Source organism: Sporosarcina sp. P32b (assembly GCF_002743335.1).
GTDB lineage: Bacteria > Bacillota > Bacilli > Bacillales_A > Planococcaceae > Sporosarcina.
This window is the reverse complement of sequence record NZ_PDZB01000001.1, coordinates 44,592-71,136: the sequence shown is the minus strand read 5'-3', so window position 1 is coordinate 71,136 and position 26,545 is coordinate 44,592. Positions and strand designations below refer to the sequence as shown.

At 40.2% G+C, this 26,545-nt stretch carries 27 protein-coding genes; 8 read left to right on the top strand and 19 right to left on the bottom strand.

The window, feature by feature from the left end; all coding sequences use genetic code 11:
* Nucleotides 1–33: 33 nt before the first annotated feature.
* Nucleotides 34–1,446 (bottom strand): UDP-N-acetylmuramoyl-L-alanyl-D-glutamate--2,6-diaminopimelate ligase, encoded by a 1,413-nt coding sequence (locus CSV64_RS00325; RefSeq protein ID WP_158232983.1) that lies wholly within the window; start codon nt 1,444–1,446, stop codon nt 34–36.
* A 111-nt stretch (nt 1,447–1,557) separates the two neighbouring features.
* Here CSV64_RS00325 and CSV64_RS00320 point away from each other — a divergent pair, with 111 nt between their 5' ends.
* Nucleotides 1,558–2,289, top strand: a complete 732-nt coding sequence (locus tag CSV64_RS00320) for an amino acid kinase family protein (protein ID WP_099633077.1) — start codon at nt 1,558–1,560, stop codon at nt 2,287–2,289.
* Here CSV64_RS00320 and CSV64_RS00315 read toward each other — a convergent pair.
* Nucleotides 2,286–3,302 carry a CAP domain-containing protein gene (locus CSV64_RS00315; RefSeq protein WP_158232982.1) on the bottom strand — a complete coding sequence of 339 codons (1,017 nt, stop codon included), beginning with the start codon at nt 3,300–3,302 and terminating at the stop codon, nt 2,286–2,288. The genes CSV64_RS00320 and CSV64_RS00315 overlap by 4 nt on opposite strands.
* 332 nt (nt 3,303–3,634) lie before the next feature.
* On the opposite strand from CSV64_RS00315, the gene CSV64_RS00310 reads away from it, so the two are divergent.
* Nucleotides 3,635–3,994 carry a YugN family protein gene (locus CSV64_RS00310; protein WP_099633075.1) on the top strand — a complete coding sequence of 120 codons (360 nt, stop codon included), beginning with the start codon at nt 3,635–3,637 and terminating at the stop codon, nt 3,992–3,994.
* Between the two features lie 103 nt (nt 3,995–4,097).
* Nucleotides 4,098–5,153, top strand: coding sequence for a sporulation integral membrane protein YtvI (gene ytvI, locus CSV64_RS00305; protein ID WP_099633074.1), 1,056 nt, complete (start codon nt 4,098–4,100; stop codon nt 5,151–5,153).
* A 110-nt stretch (nt 5,154–5,263) separates the two neighbouring features.
* Here the strand turns inward: ytvI and CSV64_RS00300 are convergent, their stop codons facing one another.
* The 7 genes from CSV64_RS00300 to cyoE all read right to left on the bottom strand — a co-directional run bounded on the left by CSV64_RS00300 (nt 5,264) and on the right by cyoE (nt 11,869).
* Nucleotides 5,264–5,725 carry a DUF420 domain-containing protein gene (locus tag CSV64_RS00300; RefSeq protein ID WP_099633073.1) on the bottom strand — a complete coding sequence of 154 codons (462 nt, stop codon included), beginning with the start codon at nt 5,723–5,725 and terminating at the stop codon, nt 5,264–5,266.
* Between the two features lie 25 nt (nt 5,726–5,750).
* Complete coding sequence (gene ctaG / locus CSV64_RS00295; protein ID WP_099633072.1) at nt 5,751–6,674, bottom strand: cytochrome c oxidase assembly factor CtaG; 924 nt, start codon at nt 6,672–6,674, stop codon at nt 5,751–5,753.
* A 223-nt stretch (nt 6,675–6,897) separates the two neighbouring features.
* Nucleotides 6,898–7,245 carry a cytochrome C oxidase subunit IV family protein gene (locus tag CSV64_RS00290; RefSeq protein WP_099633071.1) on the bottom strand — a complete coding sequence of 116 codons (348 nt, stop codon included), beginning with the start codon at nt 7,243–7,245 and terminating at the stop codon, nt 6,898–6,900.
* Nucleotides 7,245–7,871, bottom strand: coding sequence for a cytochrome c oxidase subunit 3 (locus CSV64_RS00285; RefSeq protein WP_099633070.1), 627 nt, complete (start codon nt 7,869–7,871; stop codon nt 7,245–7,247). The genes CSV64_RS00290 and CSV64_RS00285 overlap by 1 nt, the downstream gene beginning before the upstream one ends.
* Nucleotides 7,871–9,748 carry a cytochrome c oxidase subunit I gene (locus CSV64_RS00280; RefSeq protein WP_099633069.1) on the bottom strand — a complete coding sequence of 626 codons (1,878 nt, stop codon included), beginning with the start codon at nt 9,746–9,748 and terminating at the stop codon, nt 7,871–7,873. Before CSV64_RS00280 ends, CSV64_RS00285 begins: the two co-directional genes overlap by 1 nt.
* 33 nt (nt 9,749–9,781) lie before the next feature.
* Nucleotides 9,782–10,849, bottom strand: coding sequence for a cytochrome c oxidase subunit II (coxB, locus tag CSV64_RS00275; protein WP_099633068.1), 1,068 nt, complete (start codon nt 10,847–10,849; stop codon nt 9,782–9,784).
* Between the two features lie 102 nt (nt 10,850–10,951).
* Entirely contained in the window at nt 10,952–11,869 is a 918-nt protein-coding gene (gene cyoE, locus CSV64_RS00270; RefSeq protein WP_099633067.1) for a heme o synthase, read from the bottom strand.
* Between the two features lie 374 nt (nt 11,870–12,243).
* Between cyoE and CSV64_RS00265 the strand changes: the two genes are divergently transcribed.
* Nucleotides 12,244–13,185, top strand: a complete 942-nt coding sequence (locus CSV64_RS00265; RefSeq protein ID WP_099633066.1) for a COX15/CtaA family protein — start codon at nt 12,244–12,246, stop codon at nt 13,183–13,185.
* A 102-nt stretch (nt 13,186–13,287) separates the two neighbouring features.
* Here the strand turns inward: CSV64_RS00265 and CSV64_RS00260 are convergent, their stop codons facing one another.
* The 3 genes from CSV64_RS00260 to CSV64_RS00250 all read right to left on the bottom strand — a co-directional run bounded on the left by CSV64_RS00260 (nt 13,288) and on the right by CSV64_RS00250 (nt 18,264).
* A complete protein-coding gene (locus tag CSV64_RS00260; protein WP_099633065.1) occupies nt 13,288–16,734 on the bottom strand; it encodes a pyruvate carboxylase in 3,447 nt (1,148 codons plus the stop codon).
* A gap of 14 nt (nt 16,735–16,748) precedes the next feature.
* Nucleotides 16,749–17,918: an FtsW/RodA/SpoVE family cell cycle protein gene (locus CSV64_RS00255; RefSeq protein WP_099633064.1), complete on the bottom strand. Its 1,170-nt coding sequence runs from the start codon at nt 17,916–17,918 to the stop codon at nt 16,749–16,751.
* 64 nt (nt 17,919–17,982) lie between these two features.
* A complete protein-coding gene (locus CSV64_RS00250) occupies nt 17,983–18,264 on the bottom strand; it encodes an Fpa/YlaN family protein (protein ID WP_099633063.1) in 282 nt (93 codons plus the stop codon).
* A gap of 177 nt (nt 18,265–18,441) precedes the next feature.
* Between CSV64_RS00250 and CSV64_RS00245 the strand changes: the two genes are divergently transcribed.
* Both CSV64_RS00245 and CSV64_RS00240 read left to right on the top strand, forming a co-directional pair.
* A complete protein-coding gene (locus tag CSV64_RS00245; RefSeq protein WP_099661503.1) occupies nt 18,442–18,939 on the top strand; it encodes a hypothetical protein in 498 nt (165 codons plus the stop codon).
* 13 nt (nt 18,940–18,952) lie between these two features.
* A complete protein-coding gene (locus CSV64_RS00240) occupies nt 18,953–19,156 on the top strand; it encodes a YlaI family protein (RefSeq protein WP_099661502.1) in 204 nt (67 codons plus the stop codon).
* 17 nt (nt 19,157–19,173) lie between these two features.
* Here CSV64_RS00240 and CSV64_RS00235 read toward each other — a convergent pair whose 3' ends face one another.
* Nucleotides 19,174–19,509: a YlaH-like family protein gene (locus tag CSV64_RS00235; RefSeq protein WP_369802560.1), complete on the bottom strand. Its 336-nt coding sequence runs from the start codon at nt 19,507–19,509 to the stop codon at nt 19,174–19,176.
* A 24-nt stretch (nt 19,510–19,533) separates the two neighbouring features.
* Nucleotides 19,534–21,375 carry a translational GTPase TypA gene (typA, locus tag CSV64_RS00230; RefSeq protein ID WP_099633061.1) on the bottom strand — a complete coding sequence of 614 codons (1,842 nt, stop codon included), beginning with the start codon at nt 21,373–21,375 and terminating at the stop codon, nt 19,534–19,536.
* Nucleotides 21,376–21,475: 100 nt separating this feature from the next.
* Between typA and CSV64_RS00225 the strand changes: the two genes are divergently transcribed.
* Nucleotides 21,476–21,661 (top strand): YlaF family protein, encoded by a 186-nt coding sequence (locus CSV64_RS00225; protein WP_099633060.1) that lies wholly within the window; start codon nt 21,476–21,478, stop codon nt 21,659–21,661.
* A 56-nt stretch (nt 21,662–21,717) separates the two neighbouring features.
* Here the strand turns inward: CSV64_RS00225 and CSV64_RS00220 are convergent, their stop codons facing one another.
* Nucleotides 21,718–22,509 (bottom strand): inositol monophosphatase family protein, encoded by a 792-nt coding sequence (locus CSV64_RS00220; protein WP_099633059.1) that lies wholly within the window; start codon nt 22,507–22,509, stop codon nt 21,718–21,720.
* A 153-nt stretch (nt 22,510–22,662) separates the two neighbouring features.
* Entirely contained in the window at nt 22,663–22,863 is a 201-nt protein-coding gene (locus tag CSV64_RS00215; protein ID WP_085133121.1) for a hypothetical protein, read from the bottom strand.
* Between the two features lie 159 nt (nt 22,864–23,022).
* On the opposite strand from CSV64_RS00215, the gene CSV64_RS00210 reads away from it, so the two are divergent.
* A complete protein-coding gene (locus tag CSV64_RS00210) occupies nt 23,023–23,652 on the top strand; it encodes a YktB family protein (protein ID WP_099633306.1) in 630 nt (209 codons plus the stop codon).
* Nucleotides 23,653–23,798: 146 nt separating this feature from the next.
* Here the strand turns inward: CSV64_RS00210 and CSV64_RS00205 are convergent, their stop codons facing one another.
* From CSV64_RS00205 to lpdA, 3 genes are all read right to left on the bottom strand, one after another.
* On the bottom strand, nt 23,799–24,077 hold the full coding sequence (locus CSV64_RS00205) for a UPF0223 family protein (RefSeq protein ID WP_085133120.1): 279 nt from the start codon (nt 24,075–24,077) through the stop codon (nt 23,799–23,801).
* A gap of 12 nt (nt 24,078–24,089) precedes the next feature.
* Complete coding sequence (locus CSV64_RS00200; protein ID WP_099633305.1) at nt 24,090–25,049, bottom strand: NAD(P)H-dependent flavin oxidoreductase; 960 nt, start codon at nt 25,047–25,049, stop codon at nt 24,090–24,092.
* A gap of 78 nt (nt 25,050–25,127) precedes the next feature.
* Entirely contained in the window at nt 25,128–26,540 is a 1,413-nt protein-coding gene (gene lpdA, locus CSV64_RS00195; protein WP_099633058.1) for a dihydrolipoyl dehydrogenase, read from the bottom strand.
* Between the last annotated feature and the right edge of the window lie 5 nt (nt 26,541–26,545).

The following is a 26,545-nucleotide window of genomic DNA, read 5'->3' as shown; positions in this document are numbered from 1 at the left end:
AAAAACTGCTTCCTCGACTATTCATTAAGATTTTTAGTTTTTGGTATTTCTATAACTAAATGATTTCTTCACTTCTTCCATATCACAAAAGTGCATCGTCTGATTCTCTATTTGTTGTATTTGTTCATGCCCTTTTCCTGCTATGAGCACAATCTCGCCTGGCTGCGCTTGTGTAATGGCATAACGAATTGCCTGGTGACGATTGACGAAGATTTCGACAGGTGTTGCAAATCCCACCATGCCTGCCAAAATGTCCACAATAATTTGGGATGGCTCTTCTGTTCTCGGATTATCTGATGTTAATATCACATGTGAACTGTAATGAGCGGCTACTGCACCCATTTGTGGACGCTTCTCACGGTCTCTTTCCCCTCCACATCCAAATACAGTAGTCAACCGTTTGGAGGACTCAGACAAAGCTTCCAACACCGCTTGCAATGCATCCGGTGTGTGTGCATAGTCTACATACACTTCAACTCCCGCCTCTTCATATTTCTCCAAACGTCCAACCGGTAGTCGTAACGCATGCAAGTGAGCTTTTATCACGCGTAATGAATAGCCAAGTGCCGTAAGAGCCGCTATAGCTGCTCTTGCATTCATTTCGTTATGATGACCTAGATTTGAGAGTAGTACCTGTTGTTGTAGCTTGCCATTAATATGTCGTCTACTGAAATAAATAGGTGCTTCAGATAACTCCTCCCCTATCGCGTGAATTGTCTCGTCATCTTCATTCATCACAAGCTGATCAGCCAATGGAATTAGTAGTTTTTTTGCATCGATATACGGCTGTCTACCTCCATGTTCAGCGTAGTGATCCATTCCAATATTTAAAAAAACACCTACAGTTAACGGGCAGTGTGCTAAACGATTAGTGGATAATCCAATTGAAGACGCTTCGAGAACAACATGGGTCACCTGTTGATTAATACATCTGCGTAAAATAGGATGAAATTGTTCAGCCGGAATCGTCGTCATGGAGTTTTGAATCGACTCTGCCAGCTTGCCGTCAATATAAAGACCTGTCGTTCCTATAACGGCTGTTTTATGTCCCAGTTCTCTTAATAATTGACCGATAAAGTGACTAACTGTTGTTTTACCGTTTGTCCCCGTAACGCCAATAATAAGTAATTCTTCGGCAGGATTATCTGAAAACTTTGCGCTTCCATATGATATAAATAGCGAACTATCGGGTATGAGAACTACCGTAATTTCTGCCGGTATACGTGTTAGATCTAGGTTATCTCGATCGATTACCAAAGTTTTTGCTCCATTTACTATCGCTTCTTCAATAAATGCCATTCCATCTGCCATAACGCCTTTCTTTGCCACAAATACATAATCTTTCTTGACCCTCTTTGAAGATTCCGTGATTCCATCGACTGTCCGCCGAATTGAGCCCTGTAAAATAGTGCATGGCCAATCCTTAAGTAATTCAGATAAAAGCAAGGTCTCTCGCCCCTTCCCGAACATTTTATTCATCAGAGAATATAATGAAACGAAGCATAAAGTATTCTATGAAAGGCGTAAGAAGAATGTCACGAAGAAAGTTGGGATCCTATGATTATCCAGAAGTTCGGCGGAATTGCCATGCAGAATCAACAACAACGAGCAAAGTGTATCCAGCATATTCGACAAGCATTGTCGAAACACCGTGCCGTCATCGTTGTAGTCTCTGCAATGGGAAGAGGAGGCGACGCCTATTCCACAGACGATTTGCTAACCCTTACGGACTCCTTCTCAAAATCCGGCGAAGCCAGAGATTTGGCCGCTGCATGCGGTGAATTAATCGCTGCAGCCGTATTATCTGCAGAATTATCTACGGAAGGTATAGACAACACGATTATCTATGGACAAAATACAGGCATTCGAACATCCGGAGAATTCTGCAATGCAACGATTGATAAAATTAATAGTACACATATCGTCAATACGCTTCAAACTCACTCATGCATCATTGTCCCTGGATTTCAAGGGATGAATATACATGGGAAGTTTATGACGCTCGGTAGAGGTGGCAGTGACTTGACGGCGATTGCATTAGCTTCTGCATTGCAAGCCCGTCATGTAGAATTTTTTAAAGATGTGCCGGGTGTCATGTCAGCAGATCCTCATACCACTTCTCACTATAAACGGTTTGACCAACTCACATTCGATGAATTCCTTCCATTACTAAAATGTAATCGACCCGTTATTCAAGAAAAAGCAGCAGTTTATGCAAAGCAAAAAACGATGCCCCTTCATATACGAGGCATCGCATCAAATGAGGAAGGTACATGGATTCTTCCTTAGTCGTCATGTATGGAGTTTTCTAATTCATTCTGCGCTATAAAAGACTGAGTATAGTATTTATTATAAACACCAATGCCGGTATGCGTGAAATTCGGATTCAGTAAGACATCCCGGTGTTTTGGAGAATTTAACCAACCGTGCACGGTCTCAATCGCATCGATATAATTAAATGCTATGTTTTCACCTGCTTTGCTTGGAGTTAGTCCAACATCTTTTAAACGATCTGCAAACACTTCCACAGGTCCTTCTTCATGAGAACTATATTTACGGAATATCATTTCCTGGCTATGCTTTCTTGAAAGTGTGGCCAGCTTATCGTTATATGATAAAAGAGGCAGTTGATGTTCTTCACGCAATTGATTGGTTAATTCAAACGTTTGTCTCTCCATCGCGCGATCTACTTCTGTCTGAACAGTCGATGATGGTTTTGGCGCTTCCATCATTTCTCCAAGATAGGTCATATCATAAGGCTGATGTTTAACCAAAGTACTTGGACTGATAAACCGTACACCTTCGATTCCACCATCTTCTTGATCAATATATAATTGTACAAATAAATTCTCATATGGTATTAGGATACGATTTTTAATATCTTCACTATTTAATGAAAATGTATAAATATTTTCTTTAATCGTTACATCAATTTCTGATTCAATCGGTGTAAAACGATGAATATCCTGTACATTTTGTCCGATTTTAAACGGTGCTACATCTGTTGTACCATCAGCGGTATATATTTGGTTCACTTTCCCATTCAAAACTCCCGCCATAAAACGCGGTTGTTCCGTATATACCCACCATTCGTACTGAAAACTCGAAGGTTCAATCCTAGACGGTTTACCAAATTCCTCTTCCAACTCATCAACTTTCTGCCCGACATGTACTGACATGCCTTCTTCTGGTCTCGGCATACCCTCGCCGGCTATCGGTGGACCTTTTTCAGGTACAGCAATCGGTGAGCCGTGTTGTACTGGCGACTCAAGAGGCAGATTTTCACTTATTTTATCAGTCATGAAATAAAAGACTCCCATTACAATCAAAAGCAAAACAAGAATCTTCCATCCTACTCTCCACATGTGATCTCCCTTTCCACTCTTTATATGCTACTTCTATGATAGTATTGCGCAACGCAAGAAATCATCTTGAAATGAATATTTATTTAAAATGAAAATCTATTTTAAAACAGCAACTTTCTTATATTGTACAGAAGACATACACTATAGTCACCTATATAAGCCAGGAAAGAAAGCGTTGACACAATGTTGTCATTGCAACTAAAATCGATTTGTTTTATGATATAATAGTATACGTATTCGTCAGGACGAACATAGAGGGGGATATACAGATGTATGTTGAAAATATTGGTCTTAAAGGCCTTGTAGCAGATTTACGAGTAATGGAAGAAATCATGAATAAAAATAATCTTGAAATTGACGGACAATGGGATTATGAGCGTGTAACTTTCGACAAGAAGTATATTGTTAAAGAAGGTACATACTACTTGCGCGTTTTCGGTGAACTCGTAGAAGGCGACATCGATGGTAGAAAAGCTACAGTTCGTCTAAAGCAACCAGTTCTAGGAAAGCACTACTACCCACACGGTGTGGAGTATGGCGAAGAAGAAGACTTCCCTGCTAGCTTAGTTAAGGACTGCGAACTAACATTAAAGAAAGTATATGACGAGTTAAAGCAATATAGTTTGTAATGATACGAAAAAGCCGGAGAGCTAAATGTTCTTCGGCTTTTCTACTATTACTCCACTAATTTGGTTATAATAAAAACAGTATCTACGTGGAGGACGATCACTTTTGAAATTGCTTACAAAACGAAATATCATGATTGCATTCAGTATCATCGTACTATTGGTCATTATATTCTATATTTTACCCGTTTCCATTCCCATCATTTTGGCTTTGCTAACGGCCCTTTTTTTAGACCCTCTTGTAAAATGGGTAGAAGTACGGTTTAAATGGAAGCGTAAAGTTTCTGTCATTGTGAATTTTATTGTATTTGTTGGAATCAGTGTACTTTTCCTTTTCTATACAGTCACTACACTCATTGGTAAAATAGTTCATTTTACAAAAGAAATACCGAACTATTTAAACTCCCTCTCAAGTGTGTGGATTAACACACAAAGTAAACTATTTCAGTACACGGTTGGCATGCCTGAGGATATCTTGGCTATGCTGGAGAATGAATTCAATGAAATTATTGAATCAATTCGAATTTCAATCATTACACTTTTAAGTTACGACCGCATTTTGGCCTTAATATCGGACATTCCAAATTTCCTCGTCAGCTTTATTGTGTTCATGATCGCATTATTTTTGTTCATGTTGGAATTACCAAACCTGAAAAAGACCTTTTATTTTCATTTAACAGAAGCTACGGCAGAGAAAGTACACTATATGATGAACAGATTACGGTATGTCATATTAGGATTCGTCAAAGCTCAATTACTTGTTAGTTTAATTATCCTAGTCGTTTCCTTTATCGGTTTACTAATGATTATTCCCAAGTATGCGGTAGTGATGGCTTTGGTCATCTGGATTATAGATATTATTCCGATACTCGGCTCCATTATTATTTTGGCACCTTGGTCGATCTATCAGTATATTTCAGGCGATATCGCAATGGGGACAAAATTAGCAATATTAGCTGTAATCCTCTTGGTTATTAGAAGAACTATTGAACCAAAAGTAATGGGCTCCCAAATCGGTTTGTCTCCATTACCTACTTTGATTGCGATGTTCATCGGTTTGAAACTGTTCGGCGTTCTCGGTTTCTTCATTGGACCATTGCTCGTCATACTCTTTAATACAGCAAGAGAAGCAGGCATCATTAAACTGAATTTCAAGATTTAATACTAAAAGGGATACCTCGATGTAGGTATCCTTTTTAGTATGTATAGCATATAACGATAAAAAACAGAAGCCACGCCCTATTGGGAGTAGCTTCTGTTTTACGTAAAATATCATATACCAAGAATTGCTTTAAATACAGAAGTAGTCTCTCCACCTGTGTAGAAGACATACAGCAACAAGTACACTGCAACTCCTGTAATGGCCGTGAAGAACCAGATGATACTTGTAACAGGACCGATTTTACGATGGCGTGCAAGATTGTTCTTCAAGCCTGCATTGATCGTAATAACTCCCAATACGGCCCCTGTCGTTGCTAATATGATGTGGAATATTAAAAACACTGTGTAATAAATTTTCAACTCATCAGGTCCACCAAAAGCAGTATTACCTATAAATACCGTTCTAGAGATATAAATAATAAAGAACAGAACTGCAGACACAGCGGCTGCGATCATCGTTTTTTGATGCGCTTCTATCTTTCTTTGTCGTATCAAATTCCAGCCAACCGCAACCAAAATCGCAGATAAGATGATGAAAAATGTACTGATCGTCGGTAATAGTGGTAGTCCCATCCTACACTAACTCCTTTTCGCTCAATCAGCCATGCATCGTCAAGTTCTGGCGTTTGAGTAAATCTTGTCTAGTAATTTCTTCCGCATTATCTCTTTCATACTGTGACCAGCTTAAGAAAATGCGACCGATAATAACTACATAAACGAGTTCCTGGATGACTTTCATCAGGATACCACCTAATTGCTGATCGTACAGCGTAGGCATATTTGTGAACAGCTCAGGTCCCGAGATGCCAAGGCCTGACAGTCCAGCTAGAGTTCCACTTGGCACACATAATGCCATCGCTTGTAGCCACGCTTCACCACTGCTGTATGTTTCGTAAACAGGTACGTCGACAAAGATGATTAAAGAACAGGCAGGTGTAATGAGCAAAGCGCTCAATATTACATAACCGATTTTTTTCAAACCGTGTAATTGTGGCTGTCCTTTTACCGTATTGACTACAGGCCACCAGAGACAAATAGCAGAGAAGAAAAGCGTGATGGTGAAAATAGTGTGCAATGGCAAACTTAACTTCACTTGGTCCAATATGAGTGGATAGTGGTACATTGAGAACATAAATGTAAATACTAACAAACTAATGAGCGGTTTAGTCAATAGCATGAATACTTTTCTGAAAATCGTGAAGGATAGAAGCTTTTCCCATACCCAGTTTGGTATGCCGATAATGAAGAACGGTGCTACGATTAAAAGCAATATAGCCATTTGAGCCATATGGACGGAAAATAAAATATGACCAATTAAATCCATTGGAGAACCTTTGACAATATAGAGCAACACCATGGAAGATAAAAAATAAACAGCTTGGTGTTTCTTTAACGGCTGTGACCCTTCGAAACGATCACGCCATTTAACTGTAATGAGATAATATAAAACGATTCCAAGTGCTATGGCTATTAAGAAATAAGGACTCCACAAAGCTCTAAAACCAAAAATACTTAACGGCAAAACAATCACTCTCCTTTTATAATCAATTCGCTGAATCTATTCTGTGTGTAGTGCTGAGATATTCCCAATGCACTCACCATCACAGCACAAAGTTAACGAAAGTCTTTCCTATGCCTATTATACGAGCATACATCGCATAACTCAATGTACGAACTTTGACAATTTCATCTAAAAGTGAATAGAAAAAGAGCTTATGGAAGAATCCATAAGCTCTTTTTGTTGCTTACCACCAAACGATTGTTACAAATGTAAGTGGGATTAAAAATCCTAACATTGCACCTGTAAACATAAACATTTGTGGAATGCCATGTCCTTTTTCATTCATATGCATGAAGTAGTAAAGTTGAAGACCTACTTGTACAGCTGCAAAGAGGAATAATGTTGGAATGATAAAGAATTTTGAGAAACCAGCAACGTCATTTAGATGAGCAAACACCATAGAAAATGATACAAGTGTTAAGAAAATCATCAGAGCAAACATCGCAACTTGGCTGCGCATTGCTTCTTTTGCACGACGTTGAGACAGTGACTGTTCAGCAGGAGATCTTTTAATCATTTGAACTTCTGACATCAACCGACCACTCCCATCAAGTAGACTACAGTAAAGATGAATACCCAGACTACGTCAATGAAGTGCCAGTAAAGTGAAAATGTATAATACTTAGTTGCGTTATACAAGTTCAATCCACGCTTTGAGTTACGGAAGATCAACAATGTGATCCATACTAAACCAACCGCAACGTGGAATCCGTGTGTTCCTACTAGTGTATAGAACGCGGAACTGAACGCACTATTACTGAATGTAAATCCTTCTTGAACGTAATGAGAAAACTCATACACTTCTAACATCAAGAATCCAAGTCCTAATAATGCTGTTAGACCTAACCATAACTGCATTTTTTTGAAGTTGAAACTCTTCAAATGATACATTGCGTACACACTTGTTAGTGAAGATGTTAAAAGAAGCATTGTCATAACAAATACTAACGGTAGTGTATATAATTCTTGCGTTGTGAAACCAAAGCCACTTGGACCTTTGTTTTTCAAAGCCATATACGTTGCGAACAACGTAGCGAAGAGAATAGTCTCTCCGCCAAGGAATAGCCAGAAACCAACGAATTTATTCTTTGCTTCCATAGTAGCTCTCTCAGGATGAGCAGGCCACGTTTCAGGGGTGAATTTTGTATTCAAATCCATTAGTTACGCCCCCTTTTAATATTTTCTTGATCCTGCAAGATTTGCTCTTTCGTTACATAATAACCAAGATCATCTTTCAATGAACGAGCTGCCATTGCAACGAATGTGAAAGCAAGACCAAAGATCAATACTCCTAATCCCCATGAAGTTTCTTGGTGGAACATTGCACCGAATCCAGCAATGAATAATCCAAGAGTCATCAACATTGGGATGATTGAACCGTGCGGCATATGAATGTCCGTAATAGGTTCAGCTGGTGTAATCATTTCCTTACTACCTTCCATCTTCTCAATCCATAGAGTGTCTAAACCACGAACTAATGGAGTTGCTGGGAAGTTATAGAAAGGTGGTGGAGATGGAATCGCCCACTCAAGTGTACGTCCGTCGCCCCAAGGGTCATTTCCAACGCGCTCATTTTTAATAGTTGTCATAATGATGTTGATTAACATTACTGTAAAACCAATTGCCATTAAAAGAGCACCGATTGTACTTACTAAGTTCGCAATGTTCCAACCTTGTCCATCCATAAATGTCCAAACACGACGTGGCATTCCCCAGAAACCTAACCAGTGTTGAATTAGGAATGTCATGTGGAAACCGACAAAGAAGAATACGAAAGTAATTTTACCTAATAACTCATTCAACATAGTACCGAACATTTTTGGCCACCAGTAGTGGAGACCTGCAAAAATAGCTAGTACTACCCCACCTACAATTACGTAGTGGAAGTGAGCTACGATGAAATATGAATCGTGTAGCTGATAATCAAGTGGTGCTGCCCCTTGCATTACGCCTGTTACTCCACCCATTACGAATGAAGGAATAAAACCTAAAGCATAAAGCATTGGAGTCGTAACTTTAATACTACCGCCCCAAATTGTAAGCAACCAGTTAAAGATTTTAACACCTGTAGGTACAGCAATCGCCATAGTAGCTACCGCAAATATTGCGTTCGCTGTCGGCCCAAGACCAACTGTAAACATATGGTGAGCCCATACCATGAATCCTAAGAAACCGATTAGTACTGTAGCGAATACCATCGCAGTATAACCGAAAAGACGTTTCCGAGAGAATACTGAGAATATCTCTGAGAAAATACCGAATGCAGGTAAGATCAAGATATATACTTCAGGGTGTCCGAAGATCCAGAAAATATGCTCCCAGATAATCGTGTTTCCGCCCATCGTATGATCAAAGAAGTTACCACTAAACATACGGTCAAACGTTAGGAAAAACAATCCAACAGTCAACGGAGGGAATGCGAACAATATCATCGCAGACGCTACAAACGTAGTCCATGTAAACAAAGGCATACGCATATACGTCATCCCTGGTGCACGCATGTTAATGATAGTTACAAGGAAGTTAATCCCCGCCATCAACGTACCACCACCCGCGATTTGTAAACCGATTGCATAGAAATCAACACCGTGTCCTGGTGAGTGAAGTGATAACGATGCATAAGATGTCCATCCAGCATCAGGAACTTCACCGAACAACCAAGAGATGTTAAGGAATAAACCACCAAATGCGAACATCCAAAAACCTAATGAGTTAATGAATGGGAACGCTACGTCGCGCGCTCCGATTTGAAGCGGCATGATTGCGTTCATAAAACCAAAGAGAATCGGCATTGCTGCCAAGAAAATCATGGTCGTTCCGTGCATTGTAATTAAATCATTAAAAAGCCCTGCGCTTACGAGATCGTTGTTTGGTGTCATCAACTGAAGACGAATGATCATCGCTTCAATACCACCTAGAACGAAGAAGAATAATCCCCCGAGGAGATACAGAATTCCGATCTTCTTATGGTCGACTGTTGTCAGCCAATCCCATAGCGTTGCGCCAAAGCCACTTTTTTGAGCAACTGAACTCACTGTGTTACCTCCTATTCAAATTCCGCTTGAAAATTATTTTGCAACCTTTAAGCCCATTAAGTATTCAGCTAATGCATCTAAGTCTTCATCAGAGATTTGATCTTTACTGAATGAAGGCATCGTATTGCCAGGTTTATATTTCTGTGTATCACGAATCCACTCTTTCAAGTTCTCTTCATCGTGTTCAAGGAAACCTGCTACACGATTACGATCACCGAATGAAGCCAAGTTTGGTCCTTGTGCACCAGACTCACCTACACCTGAAACAGCGTGACAACCGATACAGCTTTGAGAGAAGACTTCTTCGCCGTCAGCATTTGCAACAACAGGTTTTTCTGCTGTTTCTTGCATAGCTGCAACCCAGCTGTCAAATTGATCTCTCGGTAATGTTTTTACTTTAAAGTCCATCAACGCGTGAGAAGGTCCACATAGCTCAGCACATTTTCCGTAGAAAACGCCGTCTTTCAAGCCTTCAGATTCTTTCTCAAATGATAGATAGAATTTATTCACGTTCTCAACGTTCGTATCTAGCTTACCACCAACTGACGGAATCCAGAATGAGTGCTTTACGTCCGCTGCGATCAAGTTGAAATAAACTTTTTCATCAGTAGGTACTACTAGTTCCTGAGCAGTAACAATACCTAGATCAGGATACTCAAACTCCCACCAATACAACTTCGCGGTAACGTCTACTACTAAGTTCTCGGCGTTACCATCTTCATCAACTGCTCCCATTGCTTTCACATCACCTAATTTATACGTGTAGTGAACAGTAGGAATAGCTAGAATCAAAAGTAATACTATTGGAATGAATGTCCAAAGCAGCTCAAGTGTGTGACTTCCTTCCACTTGCTCTGGTATGTGATCTTCACCCAACTTCGAACGTCTGAAGCGGAATAATGCAACAGTGTAAATAATTACTACAACAATGATAACCAGTAACATAATTCCTGATGCTAATAGCAACAACTTGAACTGGTCATTAGCGACTTGTCCAGCTGGTTGGAAGGTTGAAATTTCTTCATTACCACAACCTGCCATGAACAGAGCGAAAACCGCTAGTAAAGAAAAGAGACGCCACTTTTTGAGTCCTTTAATCATCGCTAACTAATACCTCTCTTTCTAAAAAAATGTTTTTCTACTATGGAGGACTGAGTGCCCCTTTATGATGAATTCCTGTTTTAAAGAAAGAATTCCGATACGTTAGATGAATATAGAGAAAATAATCATGGATACAAACAAGATTGTCATATAATTTAAAGAATATACGAACATTCCGGTTGCCCACTTTAAATCTTCTTTGGCTTTAAATCCTTTGATAGCTAGATAAAGCCACCCAACATTCAACAGTGTTGCAAATACTATAAATCCGGTACCGAGCTGTGGTAACAAAAAAGGCAGTGGAAATAGTAACAATACCCACATAAGCATGGACTTTTTCGTCCGTTCAAATCCTTTTACTACTGGTAACATCGGAATGTTAGCCGCCCGATACTCTTCTGTCCTACGCATTGCCAACGCATAGAAGTGCGGTGGTTGCCATATGAACATAATTAAAAACAATGCCCATGCTCCCATTGGCAGTGTAGGATCAACAGCTGCCCATCCGATTAGGGGTGGAATTGCTCCTGAAAGACTTCCTACTACAGTATTGCTTACATGCTTACGTTTAGACCACATGGAATACAAAACAACATAAGCGAATACACCCAAGATACCAAGCCATCCTGCCATAGCTGATGCAGAGAATAACAATACTTCACCGGCCACTAGGAATGTAACGGCTAATGTCATCACAGCGGGAGCTTTAAATCTACCTGTTACTGTCGGTCTCGACTTTGTTCTCGACATGACAGGATCAATATCGCGATCAATCAAGTTATTCATTGCGCCCGAAGATGCGATGATCAATCCAGTACCTAAAATCGCAAATACCAGTAGATCGAAGTTATGGAGAAAACTTTTACCAGTGAATTGAAATGCCAAAAAAAGACCGGTGAACGTAGTGATCAAATTTGAGTTAACAATTCCTATTTTGATCAGCGCCAAAAAGTCTTTCCACAAGGTAATGGTCTCTACGTTTGGATCTGCAACTGTCGAAAGCGTTCGACCGTTTGACATAATAACCCTCCTTTCAAAGTTTTCAGCGAAGACCCTATCACCTACTATATCTAAAATCGTCTCACATTTCCAGACCATTTCTCAATTTATAGCGGTTTGTGCAACCTTTGTGTCTTTATCCTTCACCTTCTATATAGTAATGCATTTCCGACTGTCATTTGTGAAGTTAAAGAGACTATTTTATGAACAATTTGTGAAAAGCCTTATACATCAGTGGTTTATTACCTTCATGCATTGTGTTTCTGGCAATTTTTCGTTATCATAAAGCTTGCAATAGATGCTTCAATTCCATAGAAACCTTTGAGATCCGACTGTATATCTCAATAAAAATATTTCTGGAGTTCAGGCAAAATTTTACGTAAATCGACCCTTTGATGGTCAATTCAATAGAAGAAGGTGTTTCGTACTTGCGATACAACAGATTTTTAAAATGGTTTGGAGTAGCTTCTACAATCGGAATGCTCGCTATCTTACTGGGTGGCGCGCTAGTTACCAAAACCGACAGCGGTATGGGGTGTGGAAGACATTGGCCAGGATGTAACGGACAACTGATTCCTGATGACATCACAGCAGAAGTATTAATCGAGTTCTCACATCGTTTAGTTACCGGTTCAGTAGGTATTTTCATCGTCATACTGGCTGTATGGTCATGGAAAGCACTTGGCCATGTCCGTGAAACGAAATTTTTAGCTTTTATGGCAGTATTTTTCTTGATTCTACAGGCTTTGATTGGAGCAGCGCAAGTATTATGGGGACAAGGTGATTTCATTCTAGCCTTGCACTTTGGGATTTCACTCATATCCTTTGCGTCAGTCTTCTTACTGACTTTATTAGTGTTTGAAGTAGACCAGAAGTTTGACGCAGATAAAATACGCATAGGTAAATCATTACGTTTCCACACTATTGGCGTAACTATTTATTCATACTTTGTTATTTACACTGGTGCTCTTGTTCGTCATACTAGCTCTGGCCTAGTATGTTCAGACTGGCCTCTGTGCCGCAATAACGAATTCAGTTTACCGAATAATATGTATGAGTGGATACAGATGGGTCACCGTTTAGCTGCAGCATTGATTGTCGTATGGATTGGGTTCATCGCAATTAAAGCGATTAAACATTATAGTGATCAACGTGTCATTTACTGGGGTTGGATTACAGCGTTCGGATTAGTACTTGCACAAGCAACAACAGGGATGATTGTCGTACTGACTAAATTAAATCTCTATTTTGCATTGTTACATTCATTGTTTATCACTTTATTATTTGGTTTATTAACATATCTCGTTCTTCTTGTCTCTCGCAGCCAGAAGAAGTAATACAAGAGCGCGTAGCGGCTTTTTAAAGGCTGTTACGCGATTTTTGTATACAGGTGTAGAAAAACAGCTATCACTGTCTGAGCGACATGTGATAGCTGTTTTTTAATGTTCTAATTCAATTAACAAGTCTCCTGATGAGATAGAATCCCCTGGGCCTGCATATATTGCCTTCACAACCCCTGCAAAAGGAGCTTGAATCGTTGTTTCCATTTTCATAGCCTCTGTAATCAACAAGTGTTCGCCGCGTTTCACTTTAGCACCAATCGAGACTGCTACTTGTAGAACAGTTCCTGGCATAGTAGCTGCAATATGCGTCTCATTTGAAGGATCGGCTTTTTGCTTAGTATCGTCTTTTGTTTCCACTTGGAAATCTTGGATGATGATCTCACGTGATTGTCCGTTTAACTCGAAATACAACGTGCGTGTTCCGTCGGGATTGGGTTCACCGATCGACACCAATTTGACGATAAGTGTTTTACCAAACTCAATCTCAATCTCAATTTCTTCACCTAAACGTAAACCATACAAGAATTCTGGTGTATTGATGACAGAAACATCATCAAACTGTTTTCTCGTTTCAATATATTCTTCGAAGACTTTCGGATACAGAACGTAAGCGAGCGCATCATGCATAGTAGCAGGCTTCTCCATTTTTTCCGTCAGCTTCTTCAGTACATCCTGGAAGTTAACTGGCGCCAATAACTCACCCGGACGTACCGTAATCGCTTTGCGACCTTTTAATATTACTTCCTGTAGCTCTTTCGGGAAACCGCCATATGGCTGACCGATTGAACCTTCGAAAAACTCAATAACGGATTCCGGGAAATCGATAGTTTGTCCTTTTTCAATAACCGTGTGCTCGTCTAATTCATTTTGTACCATGAACAACGCCATATCCCCCACTACTTTCGAAGACGGTGTCACTTTGACAATATCTCCAAAGAGGAAATTCACGCGGGAGTACATTTTCTTTACTTCTTCCCAACGCTCTCCAAGCCCAACAGCCTTAGACTGCTGTTGCAAATTCGAATATTGGCCGCCCGGCATCTCATGTACGTAAATTTCTGAATGAGGACTGTTCATACCACTTTCAAACGGCTTGTAATATTTCCGCACATCTTCCCAGTAATGCGAAAGTTTTTCTAATGACTCTGTATTTGCACGTACATGACGTTCATTGTTTTGCATCGCATAAGCAAGTGAATTGGCAGACGGCTGTGATGTCATACCCGCCATGGAACCAATTGCTGTATCGACAATGTCCACTCCAGCTTCAATCGCTTTGGCGTACATATAAATACCATTACCGCTCGTATCGTGCGTATGCAAATGAATTGGCAGACTTGTTGACGCTTTCAATTCTGATACTAATCGATAAGCGGCTTCAGGCTTAAGCAATCCTGCCATATCTTTAATCGCCAATATGTGAGCACCGACCGATTCAAGTTCTTTGGCCATCTCTTTGTAGTAATTGACCGTATATTTTGCACGATTGTCATCCAGAATATCTCCAGTGTAACAGATCGTCGCTTCTGCAATCTTTCCAGTTGAACGCGTTTCATCAATTGCAACTTCCATACCTTTGATCCAATTCAAGCTGTCGAAAATACGGAATACATCTATACCTGACGCAGCTGATTCTTTTATAAATTCACGGATGACGTTATCAGGGTAGTTTGTATAGCCAACTGCATTTGCTCCTCTGAAGAGCATCTGGAACAACACATTAGGTACTTGCTTGCGTAATTTCTCGAGTCGATCCCACGGGCTTTCTTTCAAGAACCGATACGCTACATCGAATGTCGCGCCTCCCCACATCTCGAATGAGAAGAGATCAGGTAATAGATGCGCACTCTCGGTTGCAATCTGCGTTAACTCTTTCGTTCTCATGCGTGTAGCCAGTAAAGACTGATGCGCATCACGGAAGGTAGTATCTGTCAGCAATACATCGTCTTGCTTTAAAACCCATTCGACTAACGCATCTGCACCTTGCTCATCCAAAATCTGCTTTGTCCCCTTTTGGATTGGCGCGTTATAATCGATTTTCGGAATGCGTACCGGATGCAGAACAGGACGTGTCGGGTCATCAATGCCAGGGAATCCATTAATGGTAACGTTTCCAAGATACGATAAAGCTTTCGTTCCTCTATCTTGTTTCTTGGCAAACGCGAATAATTCTGGAGTTTTATCAATAAAGCTCGTGTTGTAATTGCCGGATAAAAAGTTTTCATGGCATACGACATTTTCCAGAAAAGGTATATTTGTTTTAATTCCACGAATTCTGAATTCCTTCAAATTTCTGTGCATTTTGCTTGCAGCATCCCCAAAGGTCGGGCCCCAAGTCGAAACTTTCACTAGTAATGAATCATAATAAGGGCTAATAACAGAACCTTGATATGCATTGCCTGTATCCAAGCGAACCCCAAATCCTCCACTCGAACGATAGACCATTACTTTGCCTGTATCAGGCATGAAATCATTTAACGGATCTTCCGTTGTCACACGTGATTGAATAGCGTAACCAAACAATGGGATATCTTGTTGCTCTGGTATATTCACTTGCTCAGAATGAAGTGGTTCTCCTGCTGCGATGAGTACTTGTGACTGCACAATATCAATTCCTGTAATCATTTCAGTGATTGTGTGTTCCACTTGGATACGTGGATTGACTTCGATGAAATAAAAGGAATCGTCAGCTACTAAAAACTCTACTGTCCCCGCATTGATATAAGATACATTTTTTGATAGTTTAACTGCCGCATTACAAATCTCATGGCGTAATTCTTCTGTCAAAGAAATGGAAGGAGCTATCTCTACTACCTTTTGATGGCGACGCTGAATAGAACAATCTCGTTCGTACAAATGGACTATTTCTCCATATGTATCACCAAGTATTTGTACTTCTATGTGTTTTGGGTTGGTGATGTATTTTTCGACATAAACTTCATCAGAGCCAAATGCAGATTTTGCTTCGGATTTCGCCCGGTTATAAGCCTCTTGCACTTCTTCTGGTGATTCGACGATTCGCATACCACGTCCTCCGCCACCTAACGAAGCTTTAATAATGATCGGGTAGCTATGCTGTTCACCAAATGCTGCAACTTCTTCTACGGAAGTAACCGGTCCATCACTACCTGGTATTACGGGGATGTCAGCTAATATTGCTTGTTCTCTAGCCTTTACCTTATCACCGAACATTTCTAAATGGCTTGATGTCGGTCCAATAAAGATAATCCCCTCTTCTTCCAAACGTGCTGCGAACTGAGAATTCTCTGCTAAAAATCCATAACCAGGATGAATTGCATCGACATTTGCTTTTTTCGCAATGTCGATAATCCCTTCAATATCCAAGTATGCATCGATAGGCTTCTTACCTTCACCCACTATAAACGACTGATCGGATTTGTAACGATGTAGTGAGGCACGATCTTCAGCTGAATAAATACCAACTGTCGCAATACCTAATTCTGTACACGCTCGAAAAACACGAATTGCAATTTCGCCGCGGTTTGCGACTAGTACTTTCTTAATCTCTCTTCTCTCCACCAACAAATCAATCCCCTCTACTCTGTTCTCTCATACTTCACAAACATCGAAACGTTCATCAATATACCAAGCGCAATCGACAAGAACACAACAGATGTACCGCCATAACTGATAAACGGCAATGTAACTCCTGTTAACGGAATCAAACCTGTCAATCCACCTAAGTTTACCAGTGTTTGAATAGCTATCAAGCTACCTACACCAGCTGCGAGCATTCTTGCATGTGCGTCTTTTGTACGCAAAGCAACAGTAAACGCTCTCATCACGATGAAAAAGAGACCTCCAAGAACAAGCGTCGTTCCGAGTAATCCAGTTTCTTCAGAGATTACTGCCATGATAACATCTGTATGTGGCTCAGGTAAATAGCCAAGTTTCTGAATACTGTTTCCTAAACCCACTCCTTTGAGCCCTCCAGCACCGATAGCAATGTATCCGTTAACGATTTGCAGACCTGAACCTTGTATGTATTCAAAGGGATCCGTAAAGGCTAGAAAGCGACCCATACGCGATACAGTCATGACCGTATCCCACTTAATCCATAGTACAATCCCAATCAATACGCCAAGCAAAGCAAAGAAACGACTGATGATCAGATAATTCTTCACTTTCATTCCGCTGGCCATGATTACCGATATAGCAACAAGGAATAAAATCATAGTTGCTCCAAAGTCCGGTTCCAACAAAACTAATAAAAGAGAGGCTGTTAAAACGGAAAATGTTGGGAAGATAGTGGTTTTTATTTCATCCAATGTTCCTGCATAATATTTATTGGCAAAAACACCTGAGAAATATACGATAAAAGCAATTTTCGCTACTTCAGTTGGCTGTAAGTTCCCTATTCCAAATGGTAATGAAAGCCAGCTTTTCGCTCCTACCGCATCACCAAATCCGATGAACTTTACAAGGACCAATAAAGTAAACATGACGATTAACGCGCCAGACAAGAACTTTTTATTTCTATAATGTCTATAAGGAATAATGGACACTAACAGAAACGCCGGGATCGCAATGGCTAGGTTTGTTACTTGTTTCTTAAAGAAATGGGAAGGTTCAAAGTTATAAATATTCACGGCCCATACCATGCTTGCACTGTAAATCATAATTAACCCAAATAAACAGAGCAGTAAATATACGATAAATAAAGGATAGTCAAAATTGCGTAAAATTCGATTCATATAAGTCTTCATTTTCATAGTACCTCTTCGTCCTAAATAAAAAACTCAAACTGTTGGAGTAGTTTGAGTCTTCCATTTATTTTTTTGTATACAGTTCGTGTAAAACATTTAACTCTTTTTCCAAAACAGAGATTATTTCACGGCCTTTGTCATGTTCAACTAGACCTAGCTTAACAGCAAAATCAATCTCACGGGATAATCCGTACATTTGCGTATCAAGCACTTCCTCATATAGTGGACATTGCGGCATCGTTAAATTATCCATTTGAACTTTGATCAGCTTTGCAATTTTCTCTGCATCGATTTGCAGTTGTTTCATGGCCTGTTCTTTGTACGTATCTTGAACTTTTATATCCATGGAGACGCCCCCATTATTCATTATTCCCGCAAGTTGTTAATGTCTAAATTGTATCTTTTGCTCTTACAAAATGCAAGTGTTACCCAATGAAAAAAACGAACTGAAATGAAATCCTTTTCACTTCTTCTATGAAAAGGTATACTTAATCTAGTGACTATGGATTGAGGAGGATATATTTTGGAACTTATTATACCGATTACCGGGAATGTGAAACATGTAATTACATTAGATCCTACTGTTTGGATATTTGATGATCGTCGTATCGATCTGGATGAATTTTTCTCGGAGGATTTTGTCGAAAAAGATGAAATGGAAGAGTATAAAGAAAGAATGGGTAAACACTGGTCCAGAGAAATTATGGAAGGTGCAACTTATCCACCCACTTTAAAAAGCGAAAAAAGATATGAAAAAGATAAAATGTTGTCAAGCAGCTTCGGTATTGTATTGAAACCATTTATACACAATGCGGTTCCATCAGCAAACGCAACAACTTTTACACTCATTACAAATGATGAAAAATACACATATCCACTGGAGGAAGCAGCCAACATTATTTTCAAATTCAGCCATAACGGTAAACCTCTTCGAGAAGACGGTCCCGTACATGTACTGTTTAAAGATGGTTCGAATCAAGATTCACCGATTCGTTATGTTCAGGCTATCCAAGTGGATTGAAGGAGAAATTCCAATGCGCGTTAAATGTGTCATATGTGACCAAAACGATCAATTAGAGGATGACAATCCACTTGCCAAAAAATTACGAAACCGACCCATTCATACGTATATGTGTCCCACTTGTCGGGAGCGGATCGGCAGCTTGACAGAGAAACGGATTGCAACTGGTAATTTTGTTTTCTACCGCAGTTCCGATCCTACCGAAAAAGATTTTTAATGAATAAAAAGACTCCGTTACTGAGTAACGGAGTCTTTTTTATGTTCATTCATTCGTCGAACACGATAGATAATGAGAATGGCAGCAGCCACAAACAGTCCTTCTACGATTGGAAGGAAGAAAGCTAAGAATGTTAGTATTATACAGCCAATAAATAAGAACGTATAAATAATAACATTTCGACCAAAACTGATCTTCCTCGCAAATCCGAGTTTATACACAATAGCAGACATGATGAAAACGAGCGCAAACAGAATATAGCCGGCTGTCGTGAAATTTGGCGCGTACTCATAAATTATACGAGCAGTTCCTGACAACCGATTGTAGACCATTTCTGAATCTTCAACTCTCATTCCATACATTCCCTTCTACCTTTATTATTCGCCAAGTTTCTTCTTTTTATTTACACGTTCACGTTCACTCTTATCTAGAACTTTTTTACGTATACGAATAGATTCTGGTGTAACTTCACAGTACTCGTCATCACCAATGTATTGCAATGCTTCTTCAAGCGACATAATACGCGGTTTTTTCGTTGTAACAGTTTGGTCTTTAGAAGCTGAACGTACGTTAGTAGCGTGCTTGATTTTCGTTAAGTTAATCGTCAAATCGCTATCTCGGTTACTTTCGCCTACTACCTGACCAGCATAAATTTCTACACCTGACTCTACAAACATAGTTCCACGATCTTCTAGTTGCATAACACCATAACCAGTTACTGTACCGTTCTCCATAGACACAAGTACTCCGTGACGTCTGCCACCGATTTTACCTGTAGTGACTGGCTTATAGCTGTCGAATGTATGGTTTAAGATACCGTATCCACGAGTTAAAGTAAGGAAGTCTGTTGTATAACCGATCAATCCACGAGCAGGTACCAAGAAGATCAAACGTACTTGGCCGTTACCGTTATTAATCATGTCCAACATTTCACCTTTACGTTCACCAATAGATTCAATGATTGAACCAGTATGTTCTTCCGGCACGTCAATTTGAACGCGTTCGAATGGCTCGCTACGCTTACCATCGATTTCACGGATGATTACTTGTGGCTTGGATACTTGAAGTTCGAAACCTTCACGTCGCATATTCTCGATAAGAATGGACAAATGAAGCTCTCCGCGTCCAGATACGATCCATTCGTCTGGAGAATCAGTTGGATCTACACGCAATGAAACGTCTGTCTCAAGCTGTTGATCTAAACGCTCTTGAATCTTACGTGAAGTAACCCATTTCCCTTCGCGACCAGCGAATGGACTGTTATTTACTAAGAAACGCATTTGTAGCGTTGGCTCATCGATATGAAGTGCTGGAAGTGCTTCTTGATGATCAGTTGGACAAACTGTCTCGCCGACATCAATGTCTCCCATTCCTGAAACCGCTACGAGGTCACCCGCGTACGCTTCTTCAACTTCGACTCTCTTCAAGCCTAAGAAACCATATAATTTTGTTACACGTAAAGTCTTTACAGAGCCATCCCGCTTAAGAACTGCGACTTGTTCTCCAACTTTCATTGTTCCACGGAAAATACGTCCGATTCCGATACGACCAACGTAATCGTTATAATCAAGTAGTGATACTTGGAACTGAAGTGGCTCGTCACGGTTGTCGATTGGTGATGGAATGTTTTCAAGAATTGATTCATAAAGAACACGTAATGTGTCTTCTTGTGTTTCAGGATCAGGAGAAAGACTTGCTGTACCATTGAATCCGGATGCAAAAACAACCGGGAATTCCAATTGCTCGTCGTTTGCATCAAGCTCGATGAACAATTCAAGTACTTCGTCTACTACTTCTTCTGGTCTTGCGAAATCACGGTCAATTTTATTTACTACAACAATTGGCTTCAAGTTTGTTTCCAAAGCCTTTTTCAATACGAATCGAGTTTGTGGCATACATCCTTCGAATGCGTCAACAACTAAAATTACGCCGTCAACCATACGCAAGATTCTTTCCACTTCGCCACCAAAGTCAGCGTGTCCTGGTGTATCCAAGATGTTGATTTTTGTGTCATTATATTCAATAGCTGTGTTTTTAGCTAGAATCGTAATTCCTCGTTCACGCTCTAGTTCGTTTGAGTCCATTGCGCGGTCATCTACGTGCTCATTCGACCGGAAAATACCGGATTGTTTAAGTAATTGGTCGACCAATGTCGTTTTACCATGGTCTACGTGGGCAATAATTGCAATATTTCTAAGATCAGTACGTTCGTTTGTCATTTTTTCACTCCGTTTATCTTTATTTCAGATGTTCAACTGTGTTATTATAGCACAAGATAGTCCAATTAAATAATATTTTAATTTATATGGAGGGATTTTTTTGAAAGACATTAAGTGGATTTTCGTAATTTATTCACTCGGCGCCGTACTTTCCATGTCCGCTATTGGCATCGGAGTAGGTATGCGCAGCATATTAGTTGTCGTTCTCGCGATAATCGCTCTAGTATTAATAATGGGTAATGGATTCAAAACAAAAGCACGTATGCGTAGAGAAGGCACGCTATAAATAGCTCAAAGGGACTGTACATTAAACCATTTTGGTTTAACAAACAGCCCCTTTTTTTATTTTAGTCGGATATATTTTGATAAAATTTCCTCATGCAGTCCTGGACGTGTAACAATAAATGTGTCAGATCCAAGTAGATGTGGTCTCACACCTTCTAAATTCGTTGCTATAGCTCCAACTTCTTGCGCAATGACAATTCCCCCAGCTATATCCCAAGGTGCCAGTCGCATAGAAATATACGCGTCAATTCTTCCAGACGATACATAGGCTAGCTCAATTGCTGCTGAACCATAGGATCGCGTTCCACGGCAACGTGTGACGAGCTCAATAATTTTTTCGTTTTCCACTCGATGATTTGGCGCAACCCAGCTAGCATTGATGCCGATGATCGCTTCTTCAAGTGGTGTGACCTCCAGCTGTGGCAGACGCTCATCGTTGAAATAAGCACCTTCACCTTTCGCTGCATGGTATAACTCATCTCGCATTACATCATATATGTAGCCCAGCATCCCCACGCCGTCTACATAAATCCCCAATGAAATCGCAAAGTTTCTTCTCTGATGGATAAAATTCATCGTTCCATCAATTGGATCTAGGAACCAAATTACTCCGTCAAGCGAAGAAATCTTATCTCCAAATCCCTCTTCTGAAACCATCTTATGCTCTGGAAAGTCTTGTCTTACCCGTTCAACAAAAAAGCTTTCAACTTCTCTATCGATATTGGTAACTAAATCATTAGCATCTGCCTTTGAATCGATGTCAATTGTACTAAAAAAAGACACTCGTATTTTGTGGCCAGCCTCTTTGATTAACGATTTCGCATATCGATCTATCGCATTAAGATTCATTCTGCCACCTCTTCCCATTCCGACTATCGCTAGTATAACACAGGGACAACGGAACAAAAGAGATAACAGGTATAGGATATTAAGTAAAAAGACACCCCGTCACATTTCCTTCAATTTCTGAAGTAAATGGGGATGTCTTTAACTAAGCCATACTCACATCGAGAAAACATTAAGTGTCTCCAATTCATTGTGAATTTCTGTCAATCGTAGTTTACTTTTATCAACTTGAACTGTGTCTTGGTCTTGCAGTGCGTCGTATAGAGTAGCTAATTCATAATCCAATTCCAATTGTAAAGTTCTCACATATTCTCTCTCAACATCTTCTTTTCGGATAAAATGAACGACCTGTTTCATAAGTAGCACCCCTTTTAGTTAATATTTGCTCTAACCGTCTTATTAGTAAGATATGCAAAAATTCCGACTTTTAGTGGTTAGAAGCCTTGTTATTTTAAATTATTCCCCGTTTACTGATAAGATAAACGTAGTCACTACAAACTGGAGGAGATTTTCTTGATTCAGTCTTATTGGTCATCAAATGATTTTAATGTTTTTACCGTTGATGGCTTGGATCATCGCATGAAAGCTTTGCAGGAAAAGATACAACCGAAGTTCATAGAATTAGGAAATCATTTTGCACACCGCCTTTCCGCACACGGTACGGGTGAGTTTTTTCCACATGTCGCAAAACACGCAAGACGAACTGTAAATCCGCCACGAGATAGCTGGGTGGCATTCGCTCCTGCTAAGCGAGGTTATAAAGCGTTACCTCACTTTCAGATTGGCTTATGGGGCACTCATTTATTCATCGTACTGGCAATTATTTATGAAAATCCCGATAAAAAAGGGATCGCTGAACGTTTAGAAAATGAAATGGAAGTTATTACTTCGTTACCAAAAGATTTTGTTGTTTCCGGAGATCACATGAAGCCTGAAGCTGAGCGCATTAGTGAAGTAGGGACAGAAGGACTCGAAAAATTGCTGGATCGTCTGCAAACCGTGAAAAAAGCAGAGTTTTTAGTTGGTCGTCATCTATCAAAAGATGAAGCATCTAAAATGAGCGAAGAGCAATTTTATGAGTACGCAGAAGATACGTTCACGAAGTTATTGCCTGTTTATGATGTAGTTATTCATTCTTTTGAGTGAAATAAAAATTGTCAATTTGCATATACTTGTTCCCCCCGAATACTCTTATTCTCGATCAATTAATTTGGCATTCTGAAGAAATTAGTGTATTTACATGTGAAATCATAATAAAAGACACCTTTTGATATAGGTGTCTTTTGCTTTGTTTATTTTTTCACCTTTAGCAATTCGCCAGGTTTGCTTTCTTTTGCCGCTTTCACTACACGAAACGCCACATAGTCACTACTTTCCTCAAATTCCTTGCATAGCGTTTTTTCTTCAGCCATGGATGGTACTACACTTTTGAAAGCCCGATAGTATCTCATAAATTCGTCTCGTTCGATATTTGATTCATAGGCTTGCTCCACTTTTGTGAAAAAATCGATCACCTTCACGATTTCTTCTGTTGACCAATCCGCACGTAGTGGATATTGATAACCTGCCATCTACTTCTCTCCTTATCTGACACTCCATTTTTCTCGTATAGTACTCGCTTCATTTTTCATTCGTTCAAACAATTCGGCGACGCTTGGGACATCCTCAATCATACCCGCTACTTGACCGCCCCAACCAAAGCCTTGGTCTTTTATACCATCATGGATGAACTTACGATTTGCATCTCCACTAATAAATGTTTTCAGTCCTTCGTAACCCGCATCTTCCGCTTCCAACTTCAAAATTTTATCAGTCCAGTCATTCGATAAAGCACGTGCGGGTGCACCGATTGTTCGTTTGATAATCGTTGTATCTTGTTCACTGCTCGCCAACAGAGTTTCAAGATAAGCAGGTGATGCATCGACACATTCTTTTGTCGCTATGAAACGAGTACCCATTTCGATTCCTTCTGCTCCGAGTGCTTGGGCTGCCATCCAGCCCCGTCCATCACCAATACCACCCGATCCAATGACCGGTATACTGACTGAATCTACAATCCTTGGAATTAAAACCATCGTGCCAATATCATCACGACCTAAATGTCCTCCACCTTCTTGTCCAACCGCTATGACAGCATCCGCACCAATCTCTTCAGCTTTTTGCGCTTGTCTTCTTGCAGCCACCAATACCATCTTTTTCACATCAGTGCCTGTTAACATATCAAAAAGCGGCGCAGGATTTCCCCCGGTAACCGATATAATATCGATTTTCTCTTCCAATGCCGCTTCCACCATTGCTTCATACGTTCTACCATGATTACCAATCGCAAAATTTACACTGAAAGGTTTATCAGTCTTTTGGCGAACTTTGCGGATTTCTTCTTTTAATGCTTCTGGTGAAGGTAGACTCATTGCAGTGATTTGACCGAGTCCCCCCGCTTCCGAAACAGCAGCGGCGAGGTCTGCATAAGCTAGATACGCAAGCCCACCTTGCACAATCGGATATTCAATTCCAAAAATTTCCGTCACTCTAGTTTTCCACATGAAAATCCCCCCATTTTTTAAAAATGTGAAAAAGCCCATGAGAAAAACACTCCCATGGGCTGTTCAATTCTAGCTGTTTTATTTCGTCATCATGTGAATCGGCTTACCAAGAGCAACTTCTGCTGCTTCCATAGAAATCTCACCTAGTGTAGGGTGAGCATGGATTGTCATAGATATATCTTCAAGAGTCATACCTGCTTCAATCGCCAATCCAAGTTCTGCAATCATGTCAGAAGCATTTTCCCCAACAATTTGAGCTCCTAGTAATAAACCATCTTCTTTGCGACCAACAAGCTTCACGAAACCTTCTGTAGCATCCAACGAAAGAGCACGGCCATTTGCTGCAAACGGGAATTTACCGCTTACTACGTCATACCCTTCATCTTTTGCTTGTTTTTCGTTTAAGCCTACCGTTGCAAGTTCCGGATCCGTGAAGCATACAGCAGGAATAGCCATATAATCTACTTCAGATTTCTCTCCAGAAATAGCTTCTGCTGCAATTTTCGCCTCATAAGAAGCTTTATGCGCAAGCTGAGGACCCGCTACGATATCACCGATTGCATATACATTCGGGACATTCGTACGGCACTGCTTGTCCACTTCGATTAAACCACGGTCAGTCATGTTCAAGCCAAGACTTTCCAAACCGATTTCATCCGTATTCGGACGACGGCCCACTGTTACAAGAACGTAGTCCGCTTCAATTTTCACTTCTTCACCTTTAGCTTCGTATGTTACTACGACGCCATCTTTTGTTTCCTCAACGCCTTTAGCAGATGCTTTGACAACTACTTCAACGCCTTTTTTCTTTAAGCCTTTTTTAACGATTTGTGTCATTTGCTTTTCAAAACCAGCAAGGATATCATCCGCACCTTCAAGAATAGTTACTTCAGATCCTAGGTTAGCATAAGCTGAACCAAGTTCTGTACCGATATAGCCGCCGCCAACAACGACAAGCTTTTTCGGTAATTCTTTCAAACTTAAAGCGCCGGTAGAATTGATAACACGGTCAGTAAATTTGAATGAAGGGATTTCAACTGGGCGTGAACCCGTAGCAATAATAACGTTGTTGAATTTATACGTTTGAGCAGAATTATCTGTCATCACGCGTACAGTGTTCGCATCCACGAAATACGCTTCACCTGCAACTGTTTCTACTTTATTTCCTTTAAGTAAACCCGATACGCCGCCAGTTAACTTAGAAACAACGCTTTCTTTAAACTTCATAGCTTTAGAAAAGTCTAGTTCGACAGACTTCGCAGTGATTCCCATAGTATCAGCATTCTGAGCTTCTACAAAACGATGTCCAACAGAAATCATTGCTTTAGAAGGAATACAGCCAACGTTTAAACAAACACCGCCGATTGTATCTTTTTCAACGATTGTAACTTTTTGACCAAGTTGTGCTGCGCGTATTGCCGCTACATATCCTCCTGGGCCTGAACCTACTACGAGTGTGTCAACTTCGATTGGAAAATCTCCTACTACCATGTGAT

Excerpts from the sequence above, each read along its gene's own strand:
- typA (WP_099633061.1), bottom strand. The coding sequence starts at position 21,375 with ATGACAAACGAACGTACTGATCTTAGAAATATTGCAATTATTGCCCAC.
- cyoE (WP_099633067.1), bottom strand. The coding sequence starts at position 11,869 with ATGTCAAACGGTCGAACGCTTTCGACAGTTGCAGATCCAAACGTAGAG.
- CSV64_RS00300 (WP_099633073.1), bottom strand. The coding sequence starts at position 5,725 with ATGGGACTACCACTATTACCGACGATCAGTACATTTTTCATCATCTTA.
- CSV64_RS00235 (WP_369802560.1), bottom strand. The coding sequence starts at position 19,509 with ATGAGAGTTGAAGATTCAGAAATGGTCTACAATCGGTTGTCAGGAACT.
- lpdA (WP_099633058.1), bottom strand. The coding sequence starts at position 26,540 with ATGGTAGTAGGAGATTTTCCAATCGAAGTTGACACACTCGTAGTAGGT.
- CSV64_RS00285 (WP_099633070.1), bottom strand. The coding sequence starts at position 7,871 with ATGGATTTGAATACAAAATTCACCCCTGAAACGTGGCCTGCTCATCCT.
- CSV64_RS00320 (WP_099633077.1), top strand. The coding sequence starts at position 1,558 with ATGATTATCCAGAAGTTCGGCGGAATTGCCATGCAGAATCAACAACAA.
- CSV64_RS00310 (WP_099633075.1), top strand. The coding sequence starts at position 3,635 with ATGTATGTTGAAAATATTGGTCTTAAAGGCCTTGTAGCAGATTTACGA.
- CSV64_RS00215 (WP_085133121.1), bottom strand. The coding sequence starts at position 22,863 with ATGAAACAGGTCGTTCATTTTATCCGAAAAGAAGATGTTGAGAGAGAA.
- CSV64_RS00290 (WP_099633071.1), bottom strand. The coding sequence starts at position 7,245 with ATGTCAGAAGTTCAAATGATTAAAAGATCTCCTGCTGAACAGTCACTG.
- CSV64_RS00255 (WP_099633064.1), bottom strand. The coding sequence starts at position 17,918 with ATGAAGACTTATATGAATCGAATTTTACGCAATTTTGACTATCCTTTA.
- CSV64_RS00250 (WP_099633063.1), bottom strand. The coding sequence starts at position 18,264 with ATGGATATAAAAGTTCAAGATACGTACAAAGAACAGGCCATGAAACAA.
- CSV64_RS00315 (WP_158232982.1), bottom strand. The coding sequence starts at position 3,302 with ATGACTGATAAAATAAGTGAAAATCTGCCTCTTGAGTCGCCAGTACAA.
- CSV64_RS00220 (WP_099633059.1), bottom strand. The coding sequence starts at position 22,509 with ATGAATCTTAATGCGATAGATCGATATGCGAAATCGTTAATCAAAGAG.
- CSV64_RS00200 (WP_099633305.1), bottom strand. The coding sequence starts at position 25,049 with ATGTGGAAAACTAGAGTGACGGAAATTTTTGGAATTGAATATCCGATT.
- coxB (WP_099633068.1), bottom strand. The coding sequence starts at position 10,849 with ATGATTAAAGGACTCAAAAAGTGGCGTCTCTTTTCTTTACTAGCGGTT.
- CSV64_RS00265 (WP_099633066.1), top strand. The coding sequence starts at position 12,244 with ATGGTCAATTCAATAGAAGAAGGTGTTTCGTACTTGCGATACAACAGA.
- CSV64_RS00205 (WP_085133120.1), bottom strand. The coding sequence starts at position 24,077 with ATGGCAGGTTATCAATATCCACTACGTGCGGATTGGTCAACAGAAGAA.
- CSV64_RS00240 (WP_099661502.1), top strand. The coding sequence starts at position 18,953 with ATGCGCGTTAAATGTGTCATATGTGACCAAAACGATCAATTAGAGGAT.